The 25,109-nt window shown below is 67.7% G+C and carries 26 protein-coding genes; 13 read left to right on the plus strand and 13 right to left on the minus strand.

The features are described 5' to 3' along the window. Positions 1-206: 206 nt before the first annotated feature. From ACWGE0_RS08145 to ACWGE0_RS08160, 4 genes are all read right to left on the minus strand, one after another. Positions 207-1,127: an SDR family oxidoreductase gene (locus ACWGE0_RS08145; RefSeq protein WP_452260226.1), complete on the minus strand. Its 921-nt coding sequence runs from the start codon at positions 1,125-1,127 to the stop codon at positions 207-209. Continuing rightward, positions 1,111-1,590: a pyridoxamine 5'-phosphate oxidase family protein gene (locus ACWGE0_RS08150; protein WP_452260227.1), complete on the minus strand. Its 480-nt coding sequence runs from the start codon at positions 1,588-1,590 to the stop codon at positions 1,111-1,113. The genes ACWGE0_RS08145 and ACWGE0_RS08150 overlap by 17 nt, the downstream gene beginning before the upstream one ends. Further along, on the minus strand, positions 1,590-2,117 hold the full coding sequence (locus tag ACWGE0_RS08155) for a TetR/AcrR family transcriptional regulator (RefSeq protein ID WP_452260228.1): 528 nt from the start codon (positions 2,115-2,117) through the stop codon (positions 1,590-1,592). The genes ACWGE0_RS08150 and ACWGE0_RS08155 overlap by 1 nt, the downstream gene beginning before the upstream one ends. Positions 2,118-2,181: 64 nt before the next feature. Beyond that, entirely contained in the window at positions 2,182-2,556 is a 375-nt protein-coding gene (locus ACWGE0_RS08160; protein WP_452260229.1) for a hypothetical protein, read from the minus strand. 67 nt (positions 2,557-2,623) lie between these two features. Between ACWGE0_RS08160 and ACWGE0_RS08165 the strand changes: the two genes are divergently transcribed. Then, positions 2,624-3,412 (plus strand): HAD family hydrolase, encoded by a 789-nt coding sequence (locus tag ACWGE0_RS08165; protein ID WP_452260230.1) that lies wholly within the window; start codon positions 2,624-2,626, stop codon positions 3,410-3,412. Here the strand turns inward: ACWGE0_RS08165 and ACWGE0_RS08170 are convergent. Continuing rightward, the gene (locus ACWGE0_RS08170) at positions 3,409-3,843 is read right to left on the minus strand and encodes a PPOX class F420-dependent oxidoreductase (RefSeq protein WP_452260231.1); all 435 of its coding nucleotides are present in this window, start codon (positions 3,841-3,843) and stop codon (positions 3,409-3,411) included. The genes ACWGE0_RS08165 and ACWGE0_RS08170 overlap by 4 nt on opposite strands. A gap of 130 nt (positions 3,844-3,973) precedes the next feature. On the opposite strand from ACWGE0_RS08170, the gene ACWGE0_RS08175 reads away from it, so the two are divergent. The 3 genes from ACWGE0_RS08175 (at position 3,974) to ACWGE0_RS08185 (ending at position 6,639) form a co-directional block, all read left to right on the plus strand. After that, entirely contained in the window at positions 3,974-4,885 is a 912-nt protein-coding gene (locus ACWGE0_RS08175; RefSeq protein ID WP_452260232.1) for an ABC transporter ATP-binding protein, read from the plus strand. 5 nt (positions 4,886-4,890) lie between these two features. Continuing rightward, on the plus strand, positions 4,891-5,646 hold the full coding sequence (locus tag ACWGE0_RS08180) for a hypothetical protein (protein ID WP_452260233.1): 756 nt from the start codon (positions 4,891-4,893) through the stop codon (positions 5,644-5,646). Positions 5,647-5,736: 90 nt separating this feature from the next. Then, positions 5,737-6,639, plus strand: coding sequence for an ABC transporter ATP-binding protein (locus tag ACWGE0_RS08185; protein WP_452260234.1), 903 nt, complete (start codon positions 5,737-5,739; stop codon positions 6,637-6,639). Here ACWGE0_RS08185 and mycP read toward each other — a convergent pair. Further along, a complete protein-coding gene (mycP, locus tag ACWGE0_RS08190; RefSeq protein ID WP_452260235.1) occupies positions 6,605-7,753 on the minus strand; it encodes a type VII secretion-associated serine protease mycosin in 1,149 nt (382 codons plus the stop codon). The genes ACWGE0_RS08185 and mycP overlap by 35 nt on opposite strands. Positions 7,754-7,908: 155 nt before the next feature. On the opposite strand from mycP, the gene ACWGE0_RS08195 reads away from it, so the two are divergent. The 5 genes from ACWGE0_RS08195 (at position 7,909) to ACWGE0_RS08215 (ending at position 13,596) form a co-directional block, all read left to right on the plus strand. Then, positions 7,909-8,421, plus strand: coding sequence for a hypothetical protein (locus ACWGE0_RS08195; protein WP_452260236.1), 513 nt, complete (start codon positions 7,909-7,911; stop codon positions 8,419-8,421). 68 nt (positions 8,422-8,489) lie between these two features. Further along, positions 8,490-9,146, plus strand: a complete 657-nt coding sequence (gene trmB, locus ACWGE0_RS08200) for a tRNA (guanosine(46)-N7)-methyltransferase TrmB (RefSeq protein ID WP_452260512.1) — start codon at positions 8,490-8,492, stop codon at positions 9,144-9,146. 132 nt (positions 9,147-9,278) lie between these two features. Beyond that, positions 9,279-10,385 (plus strand): nitric oxide synthase oxygenase, encoded by a 1,107-nt coding sequence (locus ACWGE0_RS08205; RefSeq protein ID WP_452260237.1) that lies wholly within the window; start codon positions 9,279-9,281, stop codon positions 10,383-10,385. Between the two features lie 310 nt (positions 10,386-10,695). Beyond that, positions 10,696-11,853 carry a sensor histidine kinase gene (locus ACWGE0_RS08210; RefSeq protein WP_452260238.1) on the plus strand — a complete coding sequence of 386 codons (1,158 nt, stop codon included), beginning with the start codon at positions 10,696-10,698 and terminating at the stop codon, positions 11,851-11,853. 438 nt (positions 11,854-12,291) lie between these two features. Then, complete coding sequence (locus ACWGE0_RS08215) at positions 12,292-13,596, plus strand: amidohydrolase family protein (RefSeq protein ID WP_452260239.1); 1,305 nt, start codon at positions 12,292-12,294, stop codon at positions 13,594-13,596. A gap of 359 nt (positions 13,597-13,955) precedes the next feature. Here the strand turns inward: ACWGE0_RS08215 and ACWGE0_RS08220 are convergent, their stop codons facing one another. Beyond that, the gene (locus ACWGE0_RS08220) at positions 13,956-14,633 is read right to left on the minus strand and encodes an SDR family oxidoreductase (protein ID WP_452260240.1); all 678 of its coding nucleotides are present in this window, start codon (positions 14,631-14,633) and stop codon (positions 13,956-13,958) included. 14 nt (positions 14,634-14,647) lie between these two features. On the opposite strand from ACWGE0_RS08220, the gene ACWGE0_RS08225 reads away from it, so the two are divergent. Then, a complete protein-coding gene (locus tag ACWGE0_RS08225) occupies positions 14,648-15,823 on the plus strand; it encodes an MFS transporter (RefSeq protein WP_452260241.1) in 1,176 nt (391 codons plus the stop codon). Here ACWGE0_RS08225 and ACWGE0_RS08230 read toward each other — a convergent pair. The 5 genes from ACWGE0_RS08230 to ACWGE0_RS08250 all read right to left on the minus strand — a co-directional run bounded on the left by ACWGE0_RS08230 (position 15,796) and on the right by ACWGE0_RS08250 (position 22,215). After that, positions 15,796-16,335 (minus strand): DUF3455 domain-containing protein, encoded by a 540-nt coding sequence (locus tag ACWGE0_RS08230; RefSeq protein WP_452260242.1) that lies wholly within the window; start codon positions 16,333-16,335, stop codon positions 15,796-15,798. The genes ACWGE0_RS08225 and ACWGE0_RS08230 overlap by 28 nt on opposite strands. Before the next feature lie 46 nt (positions 16,336-16,381). Further along, positions 16,382-16,624 carry a DUF3455 domain-containing protein gene (locus ACWGE0_RS08235; RefSeq protein WP_452260243.1) on the minus strand — a complete coding sequence of 81 codons (243 nt, stop codon included), beginning with the start codon at positions 16,622-16,624 and terminating at the stop codon, positions 16,382-16,384. A gap of 128 nt (positions 16,625-16,752) precedes the next feature. Next, complete coding sequence (locus ACWGE0_RS08240) at positions 16,753-18,816, minus strand: PhoX family protein (protein ID WP_452260513.1); 2,064 nt, start codon at positions 18,814-18,816, stop codon at positions 16,753-16,755. A gap of 159 nt (positions 18,817-18,975) precedes the next feature. Next, positions 18,976-20,991 (minus strand): PhoX family protein, encoded by a 2,016-nt coding sequence (locus ACWGE0_RS08245; RefSeq protein WP_452260244.1) that lies wholly within the window; start codon positions 20,989-20,991, stop codon positions 18,976-18,978. Positions 20,992-21,048: 57 nt separating this feature from the next. Next, positions 21,049-22,215, minus strand: a complete 1,167-nt coding sequence (locus tag ACWGE0_RS08250; protein ID WP_452260245.1) for an MFS transporter — start codon at positions 22,213-22,215, stop codon at positions 21,049-21,051. A gap of 66 nt (positions 22,216-22,281) precedes the next feature. Between ACWGE0_RS08250 and ACWGE0_RS08255 the strand changes: the two genes are divergently transcribed. Together ACWGE0_RS08255 and ACWGE0_RS08260 are read left to right on the plus strand one after the other, a co-directional pair. After that, positions 22,282-22,911, plus strand: a complete 630-nt coding sequence (locus ACWGE0_RS08255; protein WP_452260246.1) for an HAD family hydrolase — start codon at positions 22,282-22,284, stop codon at positions 22,909-22,911. A gap of 9 nt (positions 22,912-22,920) precedes the next feature. After that, positions 22,921-23,667, plus strand: coding sequence for an SDR family NAD(P)-dependent oxidoreductase (locus ACWGE0_RS08260; RefSeq protein WP_452260247.1), 747 nt, complete (start codon positions 22,921-22,923; stop codon positions 23,665-23,667). Here the strand turns inward: ACWGE0_RS08260 and ACWGE0_RS08265 are convergent. Further along, positions 23,645-24,202 carry a hypothetical protein gene (locus ACWGE0_RS08265; protein ID WP_452260248.1) on the minus strand — a complete coding sequence of 186 codons (558 nt, stop codon included), beginning with the start codon at positions 24,200-24,202 and terminating at the stop codon, positions 23,645-23,647. The genes ACWGE0_RS08260 and ACWGE0_RS08265 overlap by 23 nt on opposite strands. Before the next feature lie 166 nt (positions 24,203-24,368). On the opposite strand from ACWGE0_RS08265, the gene ACWGE0_RS08270 reads away from it, so the two are divergent. Then, complete coding sequence (locus ACWGE0_RS08270; RefSeq protein ID WP_452260249.1) at positions 24,369-25,103, plus strand: SDR family NAD(P)-dependent oxidoreductase; 735 nt, start codon at positions 24,369-24,371, stop codon at positions 25,101-25,103. The last annotated feature ends 6 nt before the right edge of the window (positions 25,104-25,109 follow it).

Raw genomic sequence — 25,109 nt, forward strand, 5'->3', positions numbered from 1 at the left:
CAACTCGACACGCTTTTCGTCGAGTTGACACCCCTGCCTGGTTGTGGCTCGCTCTGGTACGGCTTGTGACGGGGACCCGCCCGGACCGCACCACCTACGCAACCGGCAGCCGCCCAACGCAACAGGCGTGCCATCAACCCGCGAGTGGCGCGGACCCCCTGATCAGATTGGCGGGGTCTGGGGCGGAGCCCCAGGAAACCAGCCCCCTACCGGTAATCCCCAGGGTCAGCCTCCACAACCACCCCAGCCATCCGAGGCTTGACCACCTCGTCGTACCAACGCCCCCAGTCAGGCTGCGAGCCGTCGAGGTCGGTGAACCCGTACTCGCGCTTGAGCCGCCACGACGACAGGCACTGCCCGGAGAACCGCTTGCGCTCAAGATCGGCCGCCACATGCGCCAGCCCGCGCCCGAGGTAGTGCGGTGTCTCCGAAATCGCGTAGTCGGGCACCTTCTCGATCGCGTCGCGCCAGGTCGCCTCGGTCACCCCGAACGTCTCCAGCATCTGCTCGGACCGCAGGAATCCCGGCGTGGCCGCGATCGACGTGACGTTCGGGACGTCCTTGAGGTCTTTCGCCAGCACCTCACCAAACCGCCGCACCGAATTCTTGACCGCGTCGTACGTGAGGTTCACGAAGTAAGCCTCACCGTCCTCACCATCGGTAACCTCAACCACAAGCCCGTCATCCGAGCGCACAAGAATCGGCATCAGCCGGTGCAACGCCACCAGATGCGTCTCAATCCCGTTGCGCCACATCCTCAGCTGCTTGTCGAGGTCGTGCTCCCAGAACTTCCCCCACTCGACGAGGTTCTCGCCACCCCAGGCGTTGTCCACGAAGATGTCGAGCCGATCAATCCTCGCCGCGAGCGCGTCCACATCGGACGGATCAGTGAAGTCGCACCGAACGGCAATCCCCTTGCCCCCAGCCGCATCCACCAGCTCAGCGGTCTCCTCGATCGTCTCCGACCGACCCACCTCAGACTGCTGCTCACGCGTCGTCCGGCCTCCGACGAACACCGTCGCCCCAGCCGCTCCGAGCTCGACGGCGATCGCCCGCCCGGCCCCTCGCGTGGCCCCGGTGACAACCGCGACCTTCCCGCTCAGATCAGGCTCACTTCTTCGTGACACGTCGAGTTCCCTTTCCCTCACGCCAGGAGAGGACGACCATCCCGTCGCCCTCGACGGTGAGCGACACGACCTCGCTGACAGTCAGCCGGAAGAGGTCGAGCTCGTCCGGGTTCGGTTGCCAGCCGGTGCGCTCGTACAACTCCTTCAGATAGTCACTCTTGTCGACCCAGAACTCGGCAAACCCGCTGACCTTCGCGTCCCCGCCCTCCGTCATCGACGCCGTAGTCGTGTTGCAGTGCAACGAGAACCGCGGATCACGACGCAGATCAAGCGACTTCAGCGAGTCAGGCATCATTCCGACCCACAACTCACCACGCGCGAAATCTGGTTCCACCCCACTGATCCGCGGCGCCCCGTCCTTCCGCAGCGTCGCGATCAACGCGTGCCGGTCCACAGCGAACCTGCTCTGCACGAACGCGGCCAAGTCAGGCTGTTCGGCCGCGAACTCCGCCCAGGTAGCCATCAGCGCATCCCTTTCAACACCAGATCGACGTCCTCTGCCGTGCGTGTCAGCAACTCCCCCCGCGGGCGCACCGACCAGTCCATCGAGATCCCGTACACCAGCGCGGCGAGGACGCGGGCCGCGTTCGGCGGCAGCCCCTCGGCCGCGCACAGGATCTCCAGTTCGGCCTCCAGCACCGCGTAGTGCCTGGCCAGCAGCGCGCGCAGCTCCGGGTCGATCAGGTCGACGCCGAGCTGTGCGAGGTTGTTCGTCGCCACCACCGGGTCGGCCAGCCGGTCGAACCAGGTCAGCAACGCGTCGCGAACGGTCCCGGCCTCGCGCATCCGCCGGGCCACCTCTTCGGTGCCTGCCCTGGTCAGCGCCTGCAGCAGGCCGCTCTTCGACCCGAACCGCTTCGCCACCGCCCCGACCGACACCCCGGCCTCCGCCGCCACGTCCGCGACCGTGAACTCCGGTCCGCGCCGGTCGATGACCGCCGCGACAGCGTTCAGGATCCGCTCGTCGGTGATGGTGCGAGGTCGTGCCACCGCATTAGTGAACCACAATTCACTAACCATCGCACACAACTACCGTTGGGACAGGCCCTACCAGTTACCGGGGTTCCGCGCCCCTGGCCGTGGCGAGTGCCCTGACTGCCTCTTGTAGTGCCTCCGCCAAGCCGGAACGACTGGTCCAGGCGTCGTACACAGCGTGTTGATGCGTGTTGTCGAGGATCGCCAACTCCGCCTCCCGCCGCAGGTTCACCCACTCTCCGCCGCTATCGCCCATGAACCACAACGTCAACAGGGAACGTTCGGTGATCCACTGCCCGAGCAACACTCGAACGTCGTGGTGGACCCTCTCGTCGGACAGCAACCTGATCGCCAGGTTCGCGCCAGGATCACTCGTAGGCACCTCCAACTCCTGCGGCGGCTTCCACTCCTCGGGCAGCTCGTTCAGCCACTCCCACCCATCCGGCTTCGTCATTCCGCACCTTCCCCAGATCACTTGCGGCGCCGCACAGTTCACTGACCATCGCATAGGGTGGCGTCACGTGACCTGGAGACCGCGTCTGGTGGCGCTGGACATCGACGGAACCCTGACCCCTGTCGGCTCGAACCACATCGCTCCGGCGGTGAAAGCAGCCATCACGCGCGCGACGGAACACGGCGCTCTAGTCGTGCTCTGCACCGGCCGCAGCCTCATCGGCACCACCCCGATCGCCGCGCAGCTGCCCGCGTCGTTCGCCATCTGCTCGAACGGCGCCGTGTGGTGGGATCCGGCGCGCTCAGAGGTCACGAAGCGCACGACGTTCGACCCCGGCCCGACGATCAAGGCGCTGCAGGCACTGCTGCCGAACACCGTGTTCGCGGTCGAGCAGACCGGCGTCGGCAACCTCTCGCTCGGCCAGTTCCTGCCGAACGACCTGTGGGGCGTGACGACCGAGACGACGTTCGACGAGATCGCGGCCACCCCGACCCCGCGGATGGTCATGCGCTGGCTCGACCACACGCCGGCCGAGCTGTCGTTCGCCGTTCGCGAGCTGGAGCTGCCCGGCGTCGAGTGGTCCGTCGACCACACCGAGGCGTGGCTGACCGCGGTGCCGCTGAACGTCTCGAAGGGCTCGGCACTGGAGGAACTCCGCCAGGAGCTGGGAATCTCCGCCGACGACACGCTGGCGATCGGCGACGGCGGCAACGACGTCGAGATGCTGCGGTGGGCGGCGCTCGGGATCGCGATGGGCCAGGCGCCGGCCACCGTGCAGGCGGTGGCCGACGAGGTCACCGGCACCGTGCTGGAAGACGGTGCGGTGCAGGCGTTGTCGCGGTTCTTCCCGGCCTAGTCGGACACGTTCATCTTGGCGACGATCTTGTCGACCTTCACCCGGACGACCATCTCGCCGGGCACGCCGTTGCGATCGGCGTAGGTGTCGGCCTGGTCGGCGCCCATGTAGCGCGCGGCCGTGCGGCCTGCCCAGTACTTGAGCTGTTCGGGGTCCTCGTCGGTGACAGCCTGGCCGGTGATCGTCACGAAGTTGAACGGTGGCGTCTCGTCGTCGAAGCACAGGGCCACTCGGCCGTCGCGCAGGATCGACTTGCCCTTGATGGTGTCGCGTGCGGTCAGGAAGACGACGTCGGGGCCGTCGAGGTCCACCCACACCGGTGCCACGTGCGGTGATCCGTCCTTACGGGTGACCGCGAGCTTGCCGGTGCGGGCGGGCTTGGCCAGCACGAACTCGCGCCACCAGCCTTCGGGAGCTTCCGTGTATCCCATGTGGCTCATTCAACTACGACGGAGGTAGCGGCACCCGACGACTGAAGTTGACGCGGCTGAAGACCGCAGGGCGATGTGGCGGACCCCCTCGGAGTTGGAGAGTTGTCCCAGCACCGAGAGGGGAAAGCCAATGATCGAGGCAATCGGCCTCACCAAGAGATACGGCAGGACGGTCGCGGTCGACGACCTGTCGTTCACCGTCCAACCTGGACGGGTGACCGGGTTCCTCGGTCCGAACGGCGCCGGCAAGTCCACCACCATGCGGATGATCCTGGGGCTCGACCGTCCGACGGCAGGCCGCGTGCTGATCGACGGGAAGCCCTACGCGGAGCTCGACCGTCCACTGCGGACTGTCGGTGCGCTCCTCGACGCCAAGTGGGTGCACCCGAACCGCTCTGCCCGCGCTCACCTGCGCTGGCTCGCCAAGTCCAACGGGCTGCCGAACAAGCGCGTGGACGCGGTGCTGGAGGCGGTCGGCCTCACGCAGGTCGCCGACAAGAACGCCGGTGGCTTCTCGCTCGGCATGTCGCAGCGGCTGGGGATCGCCGCGGCACTGCTCGGCGAGCCGTCCGTGCTGCTGTTCGACGAGCCGGTCAACGGCCTGGACCCGGAGGGCATCCTCTGGATCCGCAGGTTCATGCAGAATCTCGCCGCCGAGGGCCGCACGGTCCTGGTGTCGAGCCACCTGCTGTCCGAAATGGCCCTGACGGCCAGCGAGCTCATCGTGATCGGCAAGGGGAAGCTGATCACCCAGAGCAGCACGCAGGAGTTCATCGACCGCTCAACGGGTAACTCCGTCCTCGTGCGCAGCCCTCAGCTCTTCAAGCTCGGCCCGCTGCTGGTGGACAAGGGGTTCACGGTTCGTGACGGCGCGGATGGCGCGTTGTCCGTATCGGGTGCGACGAGTGACCAGATCGGTGACATCGCCGCAGCTAACGGTGTTGTCCTGCACGAGCTCAGCCCGCAGCGCGGCTCGCTCGAAGAGGCGTTCATGCAGCTGACCGGCGATGCTGTCGAGTACCACGCAGAGATCGGGAAGTGAGTCTGATGACCCTGTTGGCAGTTGAGAGAATCAAGCTCTTCTCGACCCGCTCGCCGTACTGGTGCAGCGCGCTCGCCCTGATCCTGGGCGTCGGTCTCACCGCGATCATCGCGGGCACCACCGACAACGGCCAGATGTCCATCGGCCTGACGCAGTACGGCAGCAGCCAGCTCGCGCTCGCCGTGGTGCTGGTCATGTCGGCGCTCGCGATCACCACCGAGTACCGCTTCAGCACGATCCGCGCCACGTTCCTCGCGGTGCCGAACCGGATCTCCGCGCTGATCGCCAAGACCGTCGTGGTCGCGTTCATCGCCGGTGTGCTGGGCGAGATCATCGCGTTCGGCTCGTGGGGCCTCGCCAAGGTGATGTCGCCCGCTTCCGACCTCGCGATCAACACGGGCTCCGAGTGGCGGCACGTCGCGGGCATCGGCCTGCTCTACGCGATCGGCGCGGTCCTCGCGATCGGGGTCGGCATCCTGGTCCGCCAGACCGCCGGCGCCGTGGCGATCCTGCTGGTGTGGAACATGCTGCTCGAAGGCCTGATCGGGATCATCCCGAAGGTCGGCGTGAAGATCCAGGCGTGGCTGCCGTTCCAGAACGCCAACCACTTCCTGCAACTCGCCGGCGGCGACCCGGCCGAGCAGCCGGGAGCCGGAATCGACTTCAAGCTGAGTCAGTGGGGATCGCTGGCCTATTTCGCCGGCATTGCGATCGCACTGCTGGTGGTCGCGCTGATCGTCGCCAAGCGGCGGGACGCGTGATCTGAGTTGGGGGGAGCGGGACGTGGGCCATCCGTCGGGGAGTGGCCCACGTCCCGATCAGTCTTTCGAGCGAACGAACGGGAGCAGGCCATGATCGAAGCAGTGCGGTTGCGCAAGCACTACGGCCGGACCAAGGCCGTCGACGACCTGTCGTTCACCGTCCGGCCCGGCCGCGTGACCGGGTTCCTCGGACCGAACGGCGCCGGCAAGTCCACGACCATGCGGATGATCCTCGGCCTCGACACTCCCACCGCGGGTGACGTCAAGATCGACGGCCAGCACTACGCCGAGCTCAAGCAGCCGTTGCGCAAGGTCGGCGCGTTGCTCGACGCGAAATGGGTGCACCCCAACCGTTCCGCTCGCGGGCACCTGAAGTGGCTCGCGGTCTCCAACAGGATCCCGGTCAGCCGGGTCGACGAGGTGCTGGCGATCGTCGGCCTCACCGAGGTCGCGCACAAGAACGCGGGCGGCTTCTCGCTCGGCATGGCCCAGCGACTCGGCATCGCGGGCGCGTTGCTCGGCGACCCCGAGGTGCTGCTGTTCGACGAACCGGTCAACGGCCTCGACCCCGAGGGCATCCTCTGGATCCGGCAGTTCATGCACCGGCTCGCCGAGGAGGGCCGCACGGTGTTCGTGTCGAGCCACCTGCTCTCGGAGATGGCGCAGACCGCCCAGGACCTCATCGTGATCGGCAAGGGCCAGCTGATCTCGCAGACCACCACCGAGCAGTTCATCGCCGACGCCACCCAGGACCACGTCCGGGTGCGCTCACCGCACGCCGCGAAGCTGCGCGAGATCCTCGCGGCGCACGCGACGGTGACCGAGGACGCGGTGAACGGAGCCCTTGTGGTGCACGGGATTCCGGCCGCGCAGATCGGTGACATCGCGGCGGAGCACCAGATCGTGCTGCACGAGCTCAGCCCTCAGCGCGGGTCGCTGGAAGAAGCCTTCATGCAGCTCACCAAGGAGTCGGTGGAGTATCACGCACATTGACCGGCTGGCGTCGCCTGGACCTGATGGCGGGCAGGGCGATCAGCAGACCGGTCATCAGTGCGGTGCCACCCGCGACTCCGGCGACGAACGGCAGCCGGTCCTTCATCTCCGCGGCCGGCTGCTCGGGACGCTGGGCGACGAGCGTCGGAGTCGGTTGCGTGGTCGACGGCTTCGGCTCAGGCAGCAACGGGTTCCGTTCCACCGGCGGGAACTGCGCGGTCAGCGCGCCCATCGGGTTGACCATGCCGAACCCGGTCGTCTCGTCGCGGCCGGGATCCGCCAGGTCCTTCGCGGTCTTGATCAGCGAGTTGACGACGTCCTTCGCGGGCATCTCGGGATGCTTCGCGCGCACCAGCGCCGCGACTCCGGACACGATCGCCGACGCCGCGCTCGTGCCGTCCATCTCGGCATAACCGCTGGAGTAGACGCTTTCCGGCGCCGCGGTGACGATGCCTTCCGCCGGCGCCGCGAGCACGGTGTCCGCGCCGATGTTGGACGACTTCCACGGCTTGCCCTCGCGGTTCGTGCCCGCGACCGCGATCACGCCGCCGATGTTGGCCGGCGCGGAGACCTCCTTGCCCTCGTTGCCGGTGGCGGCGACGAGGACGACGTCCTTCTCGATCGCGTAGTTCACGGCCTTGACCAGCGTCGGCGTCATCGTGCTGGAGAAGCCGAGCGACATGTTGATGACCTTGGCGCCGTGGTCGGCCGCCCACCTGATGCTCTCCGCGACGACGTCGAGCCCGAACTGCTCCTTCTCGTCGGCGCTCGCGATCGGCAGGATCTTGGCGCCAGGCGCGATGCCGAGCGCGCCGCCGTTCCTCCCGTTCGCGGCGATGATCCCGGCCATCCCGGTGCCGTGGCCGTCGGAGTCGGTCGTGCCGTCCGTGCCCTTCGAACTGCCGAAGCCGGTGCCGGGCAGGACCCGCCCGGCCAGGTCAGGATGCTGGGCGTCGACACCGGAATCGATCACCGCGACGATCACGCCGTCCCCGCGCGCCTGGTCCTGCGCCGAGTAGACGTCGAGCGCGTCCAGGTGCCACTCCTGCTCCTCGATCGACTGCGCGGCGAGCAGCAACGGCAGCACGACGGCGAGCGCGGGCAGGATGGGCACGACCCGTACATCGTGTTTCCAGGTCAAGGCGCAACGTGCCTGGCGTCACACGTTGCGTAAGGGTGCTGTTAACAAGCCGTGAAAAGCCCCTTTCTGGACAACACCGGCGTTTGGATTCGCGTTCAATTGGGCTATCCCGGTGCCGGAGGTGGCCAGTGGCGGTTCACGTCGAAGCAATGCTCAGCCTCGAGTGGTCTGATGCGCTCGAAGTTCCGAACTCTCCCGACCTGGCAAGCGCGCCGGCGGAGGTGCGTCGTTCCTGGGTCAACCAGGCCGACGAGACGCAGGTCCTCGCGACCTACCGCGCGGTGAACGCGGTCGGTGACACGCCCGCGCCGTGGTGGCTGCGCGCGCTCGACCGCGGCAAGTTGAAGTCCCGTGCCGAAGGTCACGCGATCGAAGACGCGGTGACCGAACTGCTGTCGTCCCGTCCCGGCTGGGTCTACGTGCCGTGGGCCGACTTCGGCGAGATCGGCTACTGGGAGTTCGTGCCGTCCGAGAGCGGCGTCTACGGGCCCGCGACCCCCACGACCGTGCAGTTCACCGACACCCACCGCGGCTGGATCCACCTGGTTCCGGCGCACCACGGGCCTGGTATCGCCCGTCCCATCGACTTCACGGTCGCCGACCTCCGTGCTCAGATCGAGGACATCGAGCTCATTGCCTAGACTCTCTGGTCGTGACCAGGCCTGAGTTCCCCCGTTCCATCGTCAGCTTCGTCCAGCGCGGCGAGCGCATGACCGTGGGACAGGAGCGCGCCTGGGACACGTACTGGGAGAAGATGGGCAACGACGTGAAGTCGCTGCCCGAGGGGCCGCTCGACTTCGACTCGTGGTTCGGCCGTTCCGCGCCCGTGCTGCTGGAGATCGGGTCCGGCATGGGCGAGACCACCTCCCAGCTCGTGGCGGCCGCGCCCGAGCTGAACTACGTCGCCGTCGAGGTCTACAAGCCCGGACTCGCCCAGCTGCTGCTGCGCGGCGAGCACCTCGGCGGGCTGGACAACCTGCGCGTGCTGCGCGGTGACGCCGTCGACCTGCTGACCGACCACATCGCGCCCGCGTCGTTGCACGGCGTGCGGATCTTCTTCCCGGACCCGTGGCCGAAGAAGAAGCACCACAAGCGCCGGCTCGTGCAGCCGGAGTTCGTCTCGCTGGTGGCGTCACGGCTGGAGCCCGGCGGTGTACTGCACCTCGCGACGGACTGGGAGCACTACGCGGACCAGATGCTCGAGGTGTGCTCCGGTGAGCGTTTGCTGACCAACATGTACGACGGCTGGGCGCCGCGACCGGACTGGCGGCCTGTCACGAAGTTCGAGCAGCGTGCGGTGAACGAAGATCGTGTCTCGCACGACCTGATGTTCCGCCGAAACGAAGTTGCCGCCGACCTCACCTGATCGAGGTCTCAAGCACATCGGGTGAACACCGTGGGTCTAGCGTTCACTCGTTGGAGTGGCGGGTGTTGATCACCCGAAATGCCCCGAGTGGCAGTGACGCGTGAGGCTCTTCCGGCCTTAGCGTCTCGCTCCGTGACCCCCGACGTCCTCCCCGTCGCGGAGGAGTTCGTCCGCATGTTCCACGCGGCGCACTCCGACGCAGGCTCGCTGACCGCCCGCATCGCCCAGGTGCGCGCCGAGATCACCGAGACCGGAACCTACCGCCACACCACCAACGAACTCGCGTACGGCGCGCGGATCGCGCTGCGAGATTCCGGTTGGTGCACCTCAGGTGTGCCGTGGCGACGACTGAAAGTCCGCGATCTGCGCGGCTACCGCAACGCCGCCGCAGTCGCCGGCGAATGCGTGGAACACCTGCGACTGGCGACCAACGGCGGTGAGATTCGGCCGCTGGTCACGGTTTTCGCGCCGGACGCGCCCGGTTCGCCGGGACCGGTGATCTGGAACGAACAGCTGATCCGGTACGCCGGGTACACCGATGGGCTGGGGGACCGCAGGTACACCCAGTTCACCGAAACCATGCAGGGCATGGGATGGCGGCCGCCGGCGCGACGGTCGCGCTTCGACCTGCTGCCGTTGGTGGTGGAGACCCAGCACGAGGGACCGCGGTTGTTCACGCTGCCGTCCGAGATCGTGCACGAAGTTCCTTTGGAGCATCCGACTTTGCCGTGGTTCGGCGAGATGGGCCTGCGCTGGCACGCGGTTCCGGTCATCGCGAACATGCGGCTGTCGATCGGTGGCGTGACCTATCCCGCGGCGCCGTTCAACTCGTGGTTCGTCGGCGCGGAGATCGGCACGCGTTCGCTGGCTGAGGAAGGTGCGTACGGTGTGGCGCGTGAGGTTGCCGATGCGTTGGGTTTGGACACTTCGTCCGAACGCACGCTGTGGCGGGACCTGGCCACCGTTCACCTGAACGCGGCAGTGCTCCACTCGTTCGACAAAGCGGCTGTCACCATCACTGACCACCACGCGGAAGCCTTGCACCGTCTCGCGTGGCTGCGCTCTCGCCAGCGTCCTTCCGCGGCCAGGCCCGCTTTCCGCCTGGACCCGGCCGCTGCGAACCGCGCTCGCGCCGGTGCGCCCGCACAGTTCACCGCTGCTTTGGACGAGACCCGTCCGCAGCCGACGAGCAGGCTGGCGGAACTGCTCCGCCAGCAACATTCCCTGACCAGCGTCTGACTTCCCCATCACACGCTGGCACCTGAAGGTTCTGAGCGCTGTCTACCTCTGGGAGTCGATCATGACGCCCGAGAGCGCCATCAGAGCCAGAACCAACAAGCCGACCACCGCAGCGGCCCAAGTGAACACAACTGACAACATGGCGTCCTCCGTTTCCCCGACTTTCGCTCCTCCAGAGTCCGTGACCGAGACGTAATCCGGCATCCGCCACGAGGGTATTTCCGCAGGTCGCCCTCTCAGCCTTCTGGCTGATGCCGGGTTAGCCTCCGGTCGGACGCGGGGTCGGCCTTTCGGCTTTACTGTGTGTCGGGTGGAGAGCACGGAACTGAACTGGCGGTTGCTCGCCAAACGCCAGTGGCCGCTGGCGCTCTCGCTCACCGGGATAGCCGTGCTGGAGACCGGTTCGATCTCGACCGGTCTCGGCTGGTGGCAGGTGCCGGGCGTCGTGGTGGTCTGCGTGATCGCCGTGCTCGCACCCCGCCGACCGTTCGACGCGGCACTCGCGCTGGCGTTCGCAATCGCTTGCGTGGGCGTCTACATGCGGTTTCTCGGTGTGGCGATCGAGCCGCACCTCTTCTGGAGCGGCGCGAACATCTCGATGACGGGCGCCGCGATGGCCACCATCGCGACCCTCGTGCGGGAGGAGTCTCGCGCTCGTTCGACAGCGGGAACCGGGCTGGTGCTCGCGGCGATGACGACCGTCGAGATCCTGGGCTGGCCGATCGTGTCGGCGGTCGAGTACCGCGAGTGGAGCCCGGACGCCACCAACTTCGGGACCGCCGCGTGCGTCCTGCTCGTGCTGGCGGTGGGCAGTGGACTGTACTTCCGGGCCCGCGACAACGAACGCACGTCTCAGTTGGCTGCTTCCGTTGCGGCGGCTCAGAACGCGGAGCGGATGGCGTTGGCGCGGGAACTCCACGACGTCGTCGCGCACTACGTCACGGCGATCGTGGTGCACGCGCAGGCAGGTCAGTTGAACCGGGAAGTCGATGTGCTGCCTGCGATCGCGGCTTCCGGCACGGAGGCGCTGACCGCGATGCGACGGCTCGTCGGAACCATGCGCGACGGAACTTCCAGTGGCCCGGCGGCTTCGTCGTCGTTGATGGACGACGTGCGGGCGCTGGCCGACGAATCCGGGCTGCCCGTGCGGCTTTCGTTCGACCTGGAGGACGCGGTGCCGCAGGAGCTGGCCCGCTCGGTGCTGCGGCTGGTGCAGGAATCGTTGACCAACACCCAGAAACACGCTTCCGCGGTGTCCTCAGTGGACGTTTCGCTGTCCTCGAGCGAGGGTGTGCTGCGACTGGCCGTGCTGGACGACGGCATCGCCTCGGGCGTTCCCGTTGGCGGCTCTGGGGGTTACGGGATCGTGGGCATGCGCGAGCGCGTGGAACTGCTGGGCGGGACGTTCTCCGCAGGCCGACGCGAACCGACTGGATGGACGGTCCGCGCCGAACTGCCGCTCGCCTAGCGCTCGCTCCGTGCTAGTCGCGAATGACGTCGAACTCCTGCGTCATCTCGGCATCGCTGAACTGGTCGTCGTTCTGAGGGTCGATGTCGGCCACTGATGCCTCCGCATGATCACGCCCGTACCCGTGCGAGTGTGATCATGCCAACTCAGCGGCGAGTCGGCGGCTTGGGGGTGGCGGGCTTCTGCGCGCGCCGGAAGGACCCACTGGAAGTGCACGGCTTCTTCGACATGATCAAGTGACGTCCCTGGCCTCGTCGTGGTTGCTCGCGGAAAGCACAAAGGGCCCGCCGGTGTTGATCGACGAGCCCTTTGGTTGGGGGGAAGTTTTAGGCCGGGGCGGACCCTGGGGGTCGGCCCGCGCCCGACAGAGCGAGGATTCCCCCGGCTTGCGGATGTATGCATGCTTGTGACTGGCATCACAGTGGCAGGATTCCCCGCATGTCACTGCGCCTGCACGCCCCGGTGGTCCTGCCCTGCGATCCGTCCTGCTCCGTGTTGCGAGACGCGGTCGTGGACGTCGTCGACGGCCGGATCACCTACGTGGGCGCACGCTCCGACGCGCCCGCTTTCGACGGCGAGACCCGTGCGCTGTCCGGAATCCTGCTGCCAGGTCTGGTGAACACCCACGCGCACAGCCCGATGACGGTGCTGCGCGGCCTGGGTTCGGACCTGCCGCTGCTGCGGTGGCTGCAGGAACACATGTGGCCGAACGAGGCACGGATGACGGCGGCCGACGTCGGCGCGGGCATGCTGCTGGGCGCCGTCGAGATGCTGCGACACGGCGTGACCACCTCCGCCGAGATGTACTTCCACGGCCCCGAACTGGTGTCTTCGACGCTGGCCGCCGGCTCGCGCGTGGTGTTCGGCTCCGCGATCCTCGACGTGCCGGGCATGTCGTGGCGGTCGATGACGGACGAGGTCTCTTCGTGGATCGACGCCGACGGCTTGGTCTCCGCGGACGGACGGGTCGAGCTGGCCTATGGGCCGCACTCCGCCTACACGCTGTCTCCCTCGCAGTTGACCGCGGTGGCCGTTGAGGCTCGTGCGCGCGGGGCGCTGCTGATGGTGCACGTCGCCGAGTCGCCTTTCGAGGACGAGGCGCAGCGGGCCGAGTTCGGATCGGTACCAGCGTTGCTGAAGGCTTCGGACGTGCTGGGTGGGCGCGTTTTGTCCGCACACTCCGTGCACTTGTCCGACGACGACATCGCTCTGTACGCATCATTCGGCGTTGGCGTGGCGCACTGTCCCGGGTCGAACGCGAAGCTGGCCTCGGGCATCGCGCGGGTGCCGGAGATGCTGGCCGCCGGGGTGTCGGTCGGACTGGGAACCGACGGGCCGGCGTCCAACGACGACCTGGACCTGTTCGAGGAGGCTCGGCTCGCGGCGATGTTCGCGCGGGTTTCGGCGATGGACGCGACGGTGCTCGGGGCGGCGCAGGCGTTGTTGATGGCCACTCGGGGTGGGGCTGCTGCGCTCGGGCGTTCGGACATCGGGGCGTTGGAGGTTGGGCGCTGGGCCGATGTCGTGCACATCGATGCTGATGACCCCGCGTTTGCCACCGGGTTGGAGGCGCCGGATTCACAGTTGCTGGCGAACCTGGTGTGGGCTTCCGGGGCTCGGCGGGTCAGCGATGTGTGGGTGGGCGGGGACCACGTTGTGGCCGGCGGGGAGTCCACGCGGGTGGACCGGGTTGAGGCCCAGGCAGGCGTGACGGCGGTGGCTCGGCGACTGCGGAGCGCATAGGGCCGTTGGCCGCGTTGGCGTCGTTGGCGGCGCGCAGCAGCAGGTGCGCGCCGGCCCGCTCGGCGCTCGGACGGCACGGCGGTACCGACTGGCGCCGGGGTGCCGGCCCTCAGGACGTACCGAGGCCGGCATCCGGTCTGTCGCGCCGTTCCACGAACGTTTGGTCGGCATCGTCCGCACGGACAGCCCGCTCGAGAACCGCTCCGACGCTCAAGCCGCTCTGTCAGCAGGCACCCGCATGCCGAGTGCATAGGCGTCGTTGGCGGCGCGCAGCAGCAGGTGCGCGCCGGGTTCCCCCAATTTCAATTTTACCGTGCGTTACGGGCTAACCACAGGCTGTTGATGGACCTGTGGACAACTCAGCGCGGTCGGGGGCGGACGACGAGTTCGGTGATGTGCGCGTCCGGCGTGGCCAGCACGGCTGACGCCACGGCGCGGCCCACCGAGGCCGGGTCCAGGTACTGGGTGGCGTCGTAGTCGCCGCCCTCCTGGCGTCGCACGTCGCGCTGCATCGGCGTGTCGGTTCGTCCGGGGAACACCGAGGTCACGCGCAGCGAGGGTTCGTCGGCGCGCAGGGCGTCGGCGTAGGCGCGGAGGGCGAACTTCGAGGCTGCGTAGACGCCCCATCCTGGGTTGGCGCGCAGGCCGGCGCCTGAGTTGATCAGGATTACGTGGCCTGAGGCGGCGCGGAGTTGGGGGAGCAGCAGCCTGGTCAGTTCGGCTACGGCGATGACGTTCACTTCGAGGGTCTGGCGCCACGCGTTTACGGAGGCTTCGGCCAGTGGGCCGAGGAGGGCGATGCCGGCGCTGTGGACGATCGCGTCCAGGCGCGGGACGCTGGTCAGGTCGGCGCTGGCCAGGTTCGTGAGGTCGAACTGCCAGGCTTGGGCGCCGGGGAGTTCGGCGGCCAGCACGGACAGGGATGTCTCGTCACGGCCGCCTAGCAGGAGATCGTGAGTTGGGGCCAGACTGCGGGCGATGGCCGCGCCGATTCCGCTGGATGCCCCGGTGACCAGGGCGACCGGACGATCACTCATGGGGGAACCGTAACGTGCCGAAGAAGCTCATCCTCCCGTATCTGTGCCTGCTGTACTTCATCAACTACCTCGATCGGGTCAACATCGGCTTTGCCGGGCCCAACGGGATGTCGGAGGAGTTGAAGCTCTCGGCGACGGTGTTCGGGTTCGCGTCCGGGGTGTTCTTCATCGGCTATCTGCTGCTCGAGGTGCCGAGCAATCTGGCGTTGCACCGGTTCGGGGCGCGGAGGTGGATCGCCCGGATCATGGTCAGCTGGGGGATCGTCACCACGGCGATGGCGTTCGTGCCCAACGGGACCGTGCTGGTGGCGTTGCGGTTCCTGCTCGGGGTGGCGGAGGCGGGGTTCTTTCCCGGGATCATCCTGTACCTGACGTACTGGTACCCGGAGAAGGAGCGGGCGCGGATCGTCGCGCTGTTCATGGTGGCGGTGCCGATCTCGACGGCGCTCGGGGCCACGTTCAGCGGGTTGCTGATCGAGTGGACCGGCTGGCGCACGATGTTCCTGATCGAAGGGCTGCCGGCGATCGCGCTGGCGTTCGTCACGTGGTTCTGGTTGCCGGACAAGCCGAAGGAAGCGATCGAGGAACCCGCCAAGGAGCACTGGCCGCTCAGGAAAGCGCTCACGCACCCGCGGATCCTGGCGTTGAGCTTCGTGTACTTCGGGATCGTGTACGGGTTGTACACGCTGGGGTTCTTCCTGCCGACGATCATCAAGGGGCTCGCACCCGGTGCGAACATCGTCGAGCGCGGGTTGATCAACGCGATTCCGTACGTCCTCGGCGCGGTCGCCATGATCCTGTGGGCCAGGCACGGCGACCGCACCGGTGAACGGAAGTGGCACGTTGCCGCGCCGATGTTGCTTGGTGGAGCGGCCATTCCCGTCGCGCTCTATCTCGACAACCCCGTTGCGGCGATGGTCGCGGTGAGCGTGTGCGCGATCGGTGTTTGTGCTGCCCTGCCCACGTTCTGGGCGCTTCCCACGAGCTTTCTGGGCGGCACGGCTGCGGCGGGCGGGATTGCGTTGATCAACTCATTGGGCAACGTGAGCGGGTTCGTGGCGCCCTACGTCACCGGGTGGTTGCGGGACATCACCGGGACTCAGAAGACCGGCCTCTGGGTCGTCGGCATCACGATGGTCACCGCTGCGGTGGTGGCGCTGGTTCAGAGGGCGGGCGCGGAGAAGGTGTAGAGCGCTTCGTAGTGGACGGAGGTCTGGGCGCCTTCCTGGCAACCGCCGGCGGGTGCGACGCCGCCCTTGGTCGCGAGGCGCTGCACGTAGCTGACGCCGGCGAACACGCCCGCGCCCCTGGTGGACTTGGCCTTCAGCAGGAGCTCGGGAACAGCTCCTGGTACGTCGTTGCGGGCGCCGTCGACCGGTGCGGCCTCGACCGCGCTGCCGTCGACGGTCGACACCCAGATCGGACCGCGCGAGTGCAGGGCGACCGCGCGACCGAGCCGGTCCGCCAGGGTGGCGGCGGGTTCCAGGCCCTTCCAGGCGCCCGCGGTGCAGGTGTAGGTCTGCACACCCTTTGCGTAGAACTTGGCGACGAGCTTGTTGCCGGACGGGACCTGAACCGCGGGTGCGACCCTCGCGTCAGATCCGCTCATGGCTTCCGGGGTCGGCGCGGCCGTGGAGCCGACACCACCCGCGAGGATGCCCAGAAGAGTTGATGAGACCAGGACTAAGCCAGCACGTTTCATCACTTCACGTCGTACGGACCCATTTGCGGACCGGTTCAGTACCGTCTCAGTTGGCGGGAGCGAAGAAGGTGTAGAGGGCCTGGTACGGGACCGAGATCTGGCCGCCGGCCTTGCAGCCACCGGACGGGGCGACGCCACCCTCGGTCGCGAGCCGCTGCACGTAGCTGACCTTGCCGAACAGGCCGTCGCCACGAACGGTCTTGGTCTTCAGCAGGAGCTCGGGGACCGCACCCTTGACGTCGTTCTTCGCACCGTCGACCGGAGCAGCCTCGACCGCACTGCCGTCCACAGTAGACAGCCGATGTGGACGTTCCCGTCGGCTGTCCGCGGTGCAGCCACCCATCACACGGACGGGTGGCTGCACCAGTTCATTCCAGCTGAGTGAGCCAGCGCACAGCGATCTTCAGCGCGGAAGGATCAGTCGCAGATCTTGCGACGGTCCTTGCGCCACACCACCGCGACGGACGGACGCGGCTGCGAGGTGCCACCGTCCGGCCAGTGCGAGAGCGGGTTGTTCGCCGAAGCGCCGTCGATCTCACCGGGGTGCTGCACGGACACCAGCACGAAGTCCTCGGTGACGACCGGGCCGCAGGTCTCCGCACCCTTGGGCACCGTGAGGAACTGCTTCACGAACCCGCGGCGCTTGCCCTCGACGGGCACCGCGAACAGGCCGTCGTTGGACGCCAGCGCGTTGCCGTCGGTGGAGATCCACAGGTTGCCGTGCGTGTCGAACGCGACGTTGTCCGGGCACGAGATCGGGCTGACCTGCGACTTGTCGTATCCGCCGAAGTACGTGCCGGGGTCCTTCGGGTCACCGCAGACCAGCAGCAGCTTCCACGAGAACGTCAGCGCCGTGTTGTCGCTGCGGCGCTCCTCGATCTCGAGGATGTGGCCGTGCCTGTTGCCGTTGCGCGGGTTGATCTCGGTCGGGCCTTCCTTGCCCGCCTTGCCGCGGTCGGTGTTGTTCGTCAGCGCGGCGTAGATCCGGCGGTTGTGCTTCGAAGGCTCGACGTCCTCCGGGCGGTCCATCTTCGTGGCGCCCACCTTGTCCGCGGCGAGACGGGTGAAGACGTAGACCTCTTCCGCGGTGAAGCCCGGCACGAACGACTTGTCGTTGTGCGCCAGCGCGATCCACTCGCCAGAGCCGTCGAACTCGCCGTCCGCGGGCAGCTTGCCGGTGCCGTCGATCTCCGCGGCCGGGCTGTCACCGGTGAACTTGGCGACGTAGAGCGTGCCGGAGTCCAGCAGCTTCTTGTTGTGCTCGCGGGCGCGCTTCGAGTCGCCCTTCTGCATGCGCTCGTCCGTGACGAACTTGTACATGTAGTCGAAGCGCTCGTCGTCACCCATGTACGCGACCACACGGCCGTCCTTGGCGACGATGACGTTCGCGCCCTCGTGCTTGAAACGGCCGAGCGCGGTGTGCTTGACCGGCGTCGACGTCTTGTCGAGCGGGTCGATCTCGACGATCCAGCCGAAGCGGTTGGCCTCGTTGGGCTCCTGGGCCAGGTCGAAGCGCTTGTCGAACTTCTCCCACTGGCGCAGCGACGCGCCGCCGCTGATGCCGTAGCGGGCGAACTTGGCCTTCGTGTCCGGGTCGGTGACCAGGCCACCGTTGGCGAAGTACTGGTTGAAGTTCTCCTCGCCGGACAGGATCGTGCCCCACGGCGTGACGCCACCGGAGCAGTTGTTCTGCGTGCCCAGGACCTTCTTGCCCGTCGGGTCGGCGGAGGTCTTGAGGAACTTCGAACCGGCGGCGGGGCCACGCACCTCGAACGGCGTGGTGAGCGTGATCCGGCGGTTGTACTTCTTCTTGTCGTCCGGACAGACGAAGAGCTTGCCCGTGCGAGGGTCACGGTCGACCATCACGACCGACAGGCCGTGCGCGGCCCACGCGATCTTGGCGTGCTTCTCGGTGATGGTGGTCGGCGTCCAGTCCTTGAACATGTACGACTCGCTCGTGTACTCGTGGTTGCTCACCATGAGCCAGCTGTCGTGGTAGCCGGGCACCGGGACGAGACCGCAGAAGTCGTTGTTGAAACCGAACTGCTTGGCCTGCGCCTCAGGCGTCTGGTTGTCGAAGTCGAACTTCGGCGCGTCGTCCAGCACCCCGTCGCCCCAGCGGATCACGACGTCCTGCTGGAACCCCGTGGGCACGGAGATCTGGTCGAGGGTGTTGGGCTGCACCGGCTCGAAGTTGAGTCCGTCGTTGTTGTGGCCGAACCCGAGGTTCAGGTCGACGTCGACGTTCACCGGAGCGGCGGAGGCCGCGCCGGACATCGCGAGCGCACCGGCGCCGGCGACCGCGACGACAGCACCGGCCTTGAGCATGCCGCGGCGGCTCACGACCTCCTTGACGACGTCGCCGAAGTACGCGTTCGCGGACGAGTTGGGCGCCTCGTGCGCGCAGGCGTTGCCGCAGCGGAACTCGCAGGTGACGGCCTGACGGCCGAGCGGGTGGTTCGTCGGCAGGAGGGGCAGCATGCGGCGGCCCCGATCGGTGGGTGAGGACACGCAGGCCTCCGAGATCGGTCAGTGTGGGAACTGGCCGAACCTAAGAGCCCAACGAGATCGCCTGCCGTCCAGAAGGTGAACGGCAGGCGAACTCGTACTACTCCCGAACGATCACGGCACGCAGCGTGATCAACCGATTTCACCCAGCTGACGGCGGCCCTTGCGCCACACCGCGACGACCGACGGACGAGGCCGCGAGGTGCCCCGGTCCGGCCAGTTGGAGACGGGCTTGTCGGCGCTCGCGCCGTCCACCTCGCCGGGGTGCTGGACGCACACGGTGATCACCCGCTCGCCGATCACCGGACCGCACGTCTCCCCGCCGCGCGGCACCGTGAGGAACAGCTTGAGATGCCCGCGCTCCGGCCCTTCCAGCGGCACGCCGTAGAGGCCGTCGTTCAGCCCGTCGAGCTTGCCGTCGGCGTCCGTGGAGATCCACAGGTTGCCGTGCCGGTCGAACGCCACGTTGTCCGGACTGGAGATCGGGCTGACCTGCGACTTGTCGTAGCCGCCGAAGTAGGTGTTCGGGTCCTCCGGGAAGCCGCACACCAGGAACAGGCCCCAGTTGAACGTCAGCGAGAGCGCGTCACCACGGCGTTCGACGACCTCCAGGACCTGGCCGTGGCGGTTGTTGATGCGCGGGTTCGGCTCGGTCGGGCCTTCCTTGCCCGCCGTGACGCCGCGTTCGACGTTGTTGCTGAGCGCGCAGTAGATCGTGCCGGTGCGCGGGTGGCACTCGATGTCCTCGGGACGGTCCATCTTCGTCGCGCCGACCTTGTCCGCCGCGATGCGCGTGAAGACGTAGACCTCTTCGGCGGTCATACCGGGCACGAAGGACTTCTTGCCTGCGGCCAACGGGATCCACTCACCGGAGCCGTCGAACTTCCCATCGCTGGGCAGCTTTCCGGTGCCGTCGATCTCGCTCACCGGGCTGTCGCCCTTGAACCGCGCGACGTACAGCGTGCCGTCGTCGAGCAGCGTCATGTTGTGGCGGCGCGCGGCCTTGCTGTTGCCGCGCTTCATCTTGCCGTTGGAGATGAACTTGTAGATGTACTCGAACCGCTCGTCGTCACCGGAGTACGCGACCACGCGGCCGTCGTTCGCGACGCGGATGTTCGCGGTCTCGTGCTTGAACCGGCCGAGGTGCGTGTGCTTGATCGGGGTCGAGTCCGGGTCGTTGGGGTCGAGTTCGATGACCCAGCCGAACCTGTTGACCTCGTTGGGTTCCTGCGCGAGGTCCCAGCGCTTGTCGAACCGCTCCCACTTGCGCGTGGTCGCCGTGCCGGTGACGCCGTAGCGGGTCAGCTTCGGGTCGTTGCGGCCGGCGGCGTTCGCGAAGTACTGGTTGAAGTTCTCCTCGCCGGACAGGATCGTGCCCCACGGCGTGACGCCACCGGAACAGTTGTTGATCGTGCCGAAGACCTTCTTGCCGGTCGGGTCGACGGAGGTCTTCAGCAGGTCGCTGCCCGCGGCCGGACCGCGCACCTCGAACGCCGTGTTCAGGGTGATGCGGCGGTTGTACTTGCTGAAGCGCGGCTTGTAGTGGCCGGAGAACAGCGAGCGCTTGATCATGAACACCGAGAGGCCGTGCGCGGCCCAGGCGATCTTGACCTGTTCCTCGGTGGGGTTCGCGGCGTTGTAGCCGCTGAACATGAACGGCTCGCTGGTGTACTCGTGGTTGGTGACCATGATTCCGGTCAGTTCCAACGGATCCAGCGGCAGGATCGCGGCGAAGTCGCAGTTGAAGCCGAACTGCTTCTCCTGCTTCGCGGCGGTCTGGTTGTAGAAGTCGAACTCGGGCACGCCGGGGAACAGCGGGTCGCCCCAGCGGATCACGATCCCCTGCTCGTACCCCTCGGGGACGACGACCTCGTCCTTGGTGTTGACCTCGACGGGCTTGAAGTCGAGTCCTCTGGGTGGGCGGCCCTGGGACTCGGGTGCGGCGGCGGCGGTCGCCGGCAGCGAGACGGTGGCGGCGGCAGCGACGACCGCGCCGGCCTTGAGCGCGGTGCGGCGGCTGACCAGATCACCGAAGTAGGGGTTGTCCGAGGTGTTCGGAACCTCGTGGAAGCAGGCATCGCCGCAGCGGTATTCGCATGTCACCGCTGCTCTGCCGACGCGATGGTTGACGAGTGGCAGAGGGATCATGGTGGTGGCCTCCTACGGTCGGTGCGGGAACCGGAACCGACCGTAGTTCACCCTTTGTTAACCCACTAGCTGCTCGCTCGCGATCACGACTTCCGTAGGTACCTCGCGCGTATCAGTTCGGTTGAACGCCAGCAGCACGGCGGCGATCGCGCAGAGAACCGCTGCCACGACGAACGGCTGCGCGAGGTGGCTCACGAACGTCGCCGCCAGCGCACCGCCTAGCCAGCGCAGGAAGTTGTACCCGGCGCTCGCCACCGGCCGCGGCGCGTCGCCGACACTCATCGCGGTACCGGTGAACAGCGTGTTCAGCAGGCCGCTGACCAGGCCGCTCACGATGACGGCGACCACCAGCAGCGACTTGTCCGGCACCGCCATCACGAGCATGAGCAGCGCGAACGCGAGGACCGATCCGATGATCGCGCGCTTCTCGCCGATGCGGTCCGCGAGCCGCGGCGCGAGGAAGACGCTGGAGACCGCGACGCACACGCCCCAGCCGAAGAAGATCAGTCCGATCTCGACGGCACCCCACCGCAACACGAACGGCGACCAGGCCAGCACCGTGAAGAACGCGGCCGTGTAGAGCGCGGCACCGATCGAGGTGCGCAGCAGGACGGGGTTGCGCAGCGCCTTCAGCGGATCGAGCACGCTGATCTTCTGGCGCTCTTCGTGCGAGTCCCTGGCCAGGAACGTTGCACAAAGGATCAACGCGACGGCCATCAGGATCGCGGTGCCGAGGAACGGCCCGCGCCACGAGATGCTGCCGAGCAGGGCGCCGAGCAGCGGCCCGACGCTCAGACCGAGACCGAGGGCGGCCTCGTAGAGCAGGATCGCGGCCTTCTGCCCGCCGCTGGCCGCGCCGACGATGACGCTGAGCGCGGTCGCGATGAAGAACGCGTTGCCGAGCCCCCAGACGGCCCGCAGCCCCACGAGCTGGCCAATGCTCCCTGCCGCCGAGCACGCCAGCGTGGCGATGACGATCAGCGCGAGCCCGCCGACGAGCGTGCGCTTGGCCCCGAACCTCGCCGTCGCGGCGCCCGTGAAGAGCATCGCCACGACCTGAACACCGAGGTAGGACGAGAAGAGGAGGGTGACCTGCGCGGGTGTTGCGTGCAGACCCTCCGCGATGGACAACAGGATCGGGTCCACGAGCCCGATCCCCATGAAGGCGATGACCGCGGCGAACGCCGTGATCCACACCTGCTTGGGCTGAGCCTTGAAATTCACTTAGCCAGCCTAACCGATTGTGATTAGCATGGCGAAGTATTCCGCGCCACAGGGTACGGTTCGGGTGTGGATGCGGTGATCTTCGACCTCGACGGCGTGCTGATCGACTCCGAGCAGGTGTGGGACGAGGTGCGCCAGGCGTTCGCTGCGTCGCACGGCGGTGTGTGGACTCCCACCGCCACCCGTGACATGCAGGGGATGTCGACGCCCGAGTGGGGCGCCTACCTCGTCGATGCCGTCGGTGTTCAGCTGACGCCCGAGGAAGCATCCGGCGGTGTGATCGCCGAGATGGAGAAGGCCTACGCGGCGCATCTGCCGCTGATCCCGGGCGCTGTCGAGACGGTCCGGTCCGTCGCGTCACGGTTCCCCGTCGCGATCGCGTCGTCGGCTCCGGCCGTGCTGATCAAGGTGTTCCTGGACGTGACCGGGCTGCCGGTGCCCGTCGCGGTGTCGTCGGAGGAGTGCGCCGCGGGCAAGCCGTCGCCGGACGTCTACCTGCTGGCGGCGTCACGGCTGCAGGTGTCCCCGGCGTCCTGCTATGCCGTCGAGGACTCGACCAACGGGCTGCGCGCAGCGCTGGCGGCAGGGATGACCGTGCTCGCCGTGCCGAACCCGCACTTCCCGCCTGCCGCGGAGGTGCTGACGAAAGTGACGGTTCTGTCTTCTATCGCGGATCTGCCGGGCGCACTGACGTAACTTCCGCACATGCTGCTGCGGGGAAAAGTCGCCCTGATCACGGGCGCGTCGACGGGAATCGGTGCGGCCGCCGCCAGGTTGTTCGCCGCGGAAGGGGCCTCGGTCGTGCTGGCCGCCAGGTCCGAGGACAGGATCACCGCACTGGCCGCCGAGATCGGTGGTGTGGCGGTGACCGCGGACGTGTCCGTGGACGCTGACTGCGAACAGGCCGTGTCCGTTGCGGTGGAACGGTTCGGGCGCCTGGACGTGGCCTTCAACAACGCCGGTGTTGGCCCGGACGGCGTGGTGCTGGCCGACAGCACCGCGTGGGACTCGACGCTGGCGGTGAACCTGACCGGCGTCGCCCAGTGCATGCGGCACGAGATCCGCGCGATGCTCCTCACGGGCGGCGGCGCGATCGTCAACAACGCCAGCACGGCCGCGTTCTTCGGCACGGCGTTCGCCTCCGCGTACTCGGCCGCGAAGCACGGCGTGATCGGCCTGACCAAGACGGCCGCCTCCGAGTACGGCCGGTCCGGAGTCCGCGTCAACGCGGTGAATCCGGGCGTGATCGACACCCCGCAGACCGGCCCGTGGCTCTCGATGCCCGGCGAACGCGAGCGCGCCGCGTCGTGGAACGCGTTGAAGCGCCTGGCGGAACCGGTCGAGGTCGCCGAAGCGGCGCTGTGGCTGCTGTCGGACCGCGCGTCGTTCGTGACCGGCGCGGTTCTCGCGGTCGACGGCGGCTACACGGCTATTGCGCCGGGCGTGGGCTGACGAAACTGATCGCGGCCATGCCGATCGCGATGCACGTGCAGGCGATGACGCCCTTGGGCCAGTAGATGTGGCTGTCGAGGAACAGGAAGCTGCCGGCCAGCAGGAACGCGGCTCCCGGAATCGCCTTGAGCTTGTGCTGGAGCAGCGCACACACGGCGATGGCGATGCTGGCCGCGAAGAAGCACCACGCGCCAACGGTCCCGAGCTGGTTGCCGATCTTGAACAGCGGTTCGTCGGCGGGCGACCTGCCGCCGTTCGCCAGCGTCATGGCGCCACCGCCGATGCCCGCCAACGCGTCCAGCGCGCCGTAGAAGACGACGAAGCCGAACGCGACGACCCGCGCCGGGTAGCGCACGTACTTCGGGCTGTCCTCGAGCAGAACCCATTGCGCGGCACCGAGAAGCGGGAAGATCACCGCCAGGATGATGTGCATGTTCTGCCACCACTCGGCGGTCGACGCGTCGAGGTGGTGCGGGTGGGTGAGGCCGATGCCGGCGAGGATCAGGCCGGGGAGGGCGACGAGAAGCGTGCGCACTCCCCGACGCTAGCGGTGATCGGCCGGTCTCAGTGGGACGCGCCGGTCAGTTCAGCGGGTTGTTGCTGGCCGGGGAGGGGGCCCGGCCCGACTGATTCTGGGGCTGAGACCACGAACACCCTGCGGTCCCTGTTGCTGACCAGCGCCGCTCTCTAGCGTCGCGCTCATGACGCAACGAGTTGCTGTGGTCACCGGCACGGCGCAGGGCATGGGGCTGCGGATCGCGGACGTGCTGCGCGAGGACGGGTTCGCCGTCGTCGGGTTCGACCTGCAGGAGAGCAAGGACGGGATCGTCGGCAACGTCGCCAGCGCCGAGGACGTCCAGCGGCTGACCGATCACGTGGCCAGCACTCACGGCCGGGTCGACGTGCTGGTCAACAACGCGGGGATCGCCGGCATCGTGCCGTTCGAGGACACGACGCTCCAGCAGTGGGAGCGGATCATGTCGGTCAACCTGACCGGGCCGTTCCTGCTCACCCAGGCGCTGGGCAAGATCATGCTCGCGCAGGGCAGCGGCAGTGTCGTCAACATCGCGTCGGTCGCCGGGCTGCAGGGCGTGGCGGACCGGGCCGCCTACAACACGACGAAGCACGGGCTGATCGGGTTGACCCGCACGCTCGCCGTCGAGTGGGGCGGGCGAGGGATCAGGGTCAACGCCGTGTGCCCCGGCTGGGTCAAGACCGAGATGGACGTCGAGTCGCAGGCCGGCGGTTACTACGTCGACGAGGACATCACGGACCACGTGCCGATGAACAGGTTCGCTGCGCCGGACGACATCGCGCAGGCCGTGCGGTTCCTGGCGAGCGACAACGCGCGGTACATCAACGGTGTCGCGCTGCCCGTCGACGGCGGATGGACCGCGGACGGCAGCTGGCAGAAGCTGCGGCTCTCGAAGCGCTGAACGAAA

The sequence above is a fragment of the Lentzea sp. NPDC054927 genome, from assembly GCF_053610285.1.

Coding starts and splice junctions, on each gene's coding strand:
- ACWGE0_RS08180 (WP_452260233.1), top strand. CDS start 4,891: ATGACCCTGTTGGCAGTTGAGAGAATCAAGCTCTTCTCGACCCGCTCG.
- ACWGE0_RS08240 (WP_452260513.1), bottom strand. CDS start 18,816: ATGCTGCCCCTCCTGCCGACGAACCACCCGCTCGGCCGTCAGGCCGTC.
- trmB (WP_452260512.1), top strand. CDS start 8,490: ATGACCGTGGGACAGGAGCGCGCCTGGGACACGTACTGGGAGAAGATG.
- ACWGE0_RS08175 (WP_452260232.1), top strand. CDS start 3,974: ATGATCGAGGCAATCGGCCTCACCAAGAGATACGGCAGGACGGTCGCG.
- ACWGE0_RS08260 (WP_452260247.1), top strand. CDS start 22,921: ATGCTGCTGCGGGGAAAAGTCGCCCTGATCACGGGCGCGTCGACGGGA.
- ACWGE0_RS08230 (WP_452260242.1), bottom strand. CDS start 16,335: ATGAAACGTGCTGGCTTAGTCCTGGTCTCATCAACTCTTCTGGGCATC.
- ACWGE0_RS08220 (WP_452260240.1), bottom strand. CDS start 14,633: ATGAGTGATCGTCCGGTCGCCCTGGTCACCGGGGCATCCAGCGGAATC.
- ACWGE0_RS08215 (WP_452260239.1), top strand. CDS start 12,292: ATGTCACTGCGCCTGCACGCCCCGGTGGTCCTGCCCTGCGATCCGTCC.
- ACWGE0_RS08185 (WP_452260234.1), top strand. CDS start 5,737: ATGATCGAAGCAGTGCGGTTGCGCAAGCACTACGGCCGGACCAAGGCC.
- ACWGE0_RS08270 (WP_452260249.1), top strand. CDS start 24,369: ATGACGCAACGAGTTGCTGTGGTCACCGGCACGGCGCAGGGCATGGGG.
- ACWGE0_RS08170 (WP_452260231.1), bottom strand. CDS start 3,843: ATGGGATACACGGAAGCTCCCGAAGGCTGGTGGCGCGAGTTCGTGCTG.
- ACWGE0_RS08245 (WP_452260244.1), bottom strand. CDS start 20,991: ATGATCCCTCTGCCACTCGTCAACCATCGCGTCGGCAGAGCAGCGGTG.
- ACWGE0_RS08150 (WP_452260227.1), bottom strand. CDS start 1,590: ATGGCTACCTGGGCGGAGTTCGCGGCCGAACAGCCTGACTTGGCCGCG.
- ACWGE0_RS08160 (WP_452260229.1), bottom strand. CDS start 2,556: ATGACGAAGCCGGATGGGTGGGAGTGGCTGAACGAGCTGCCCGAGGAG.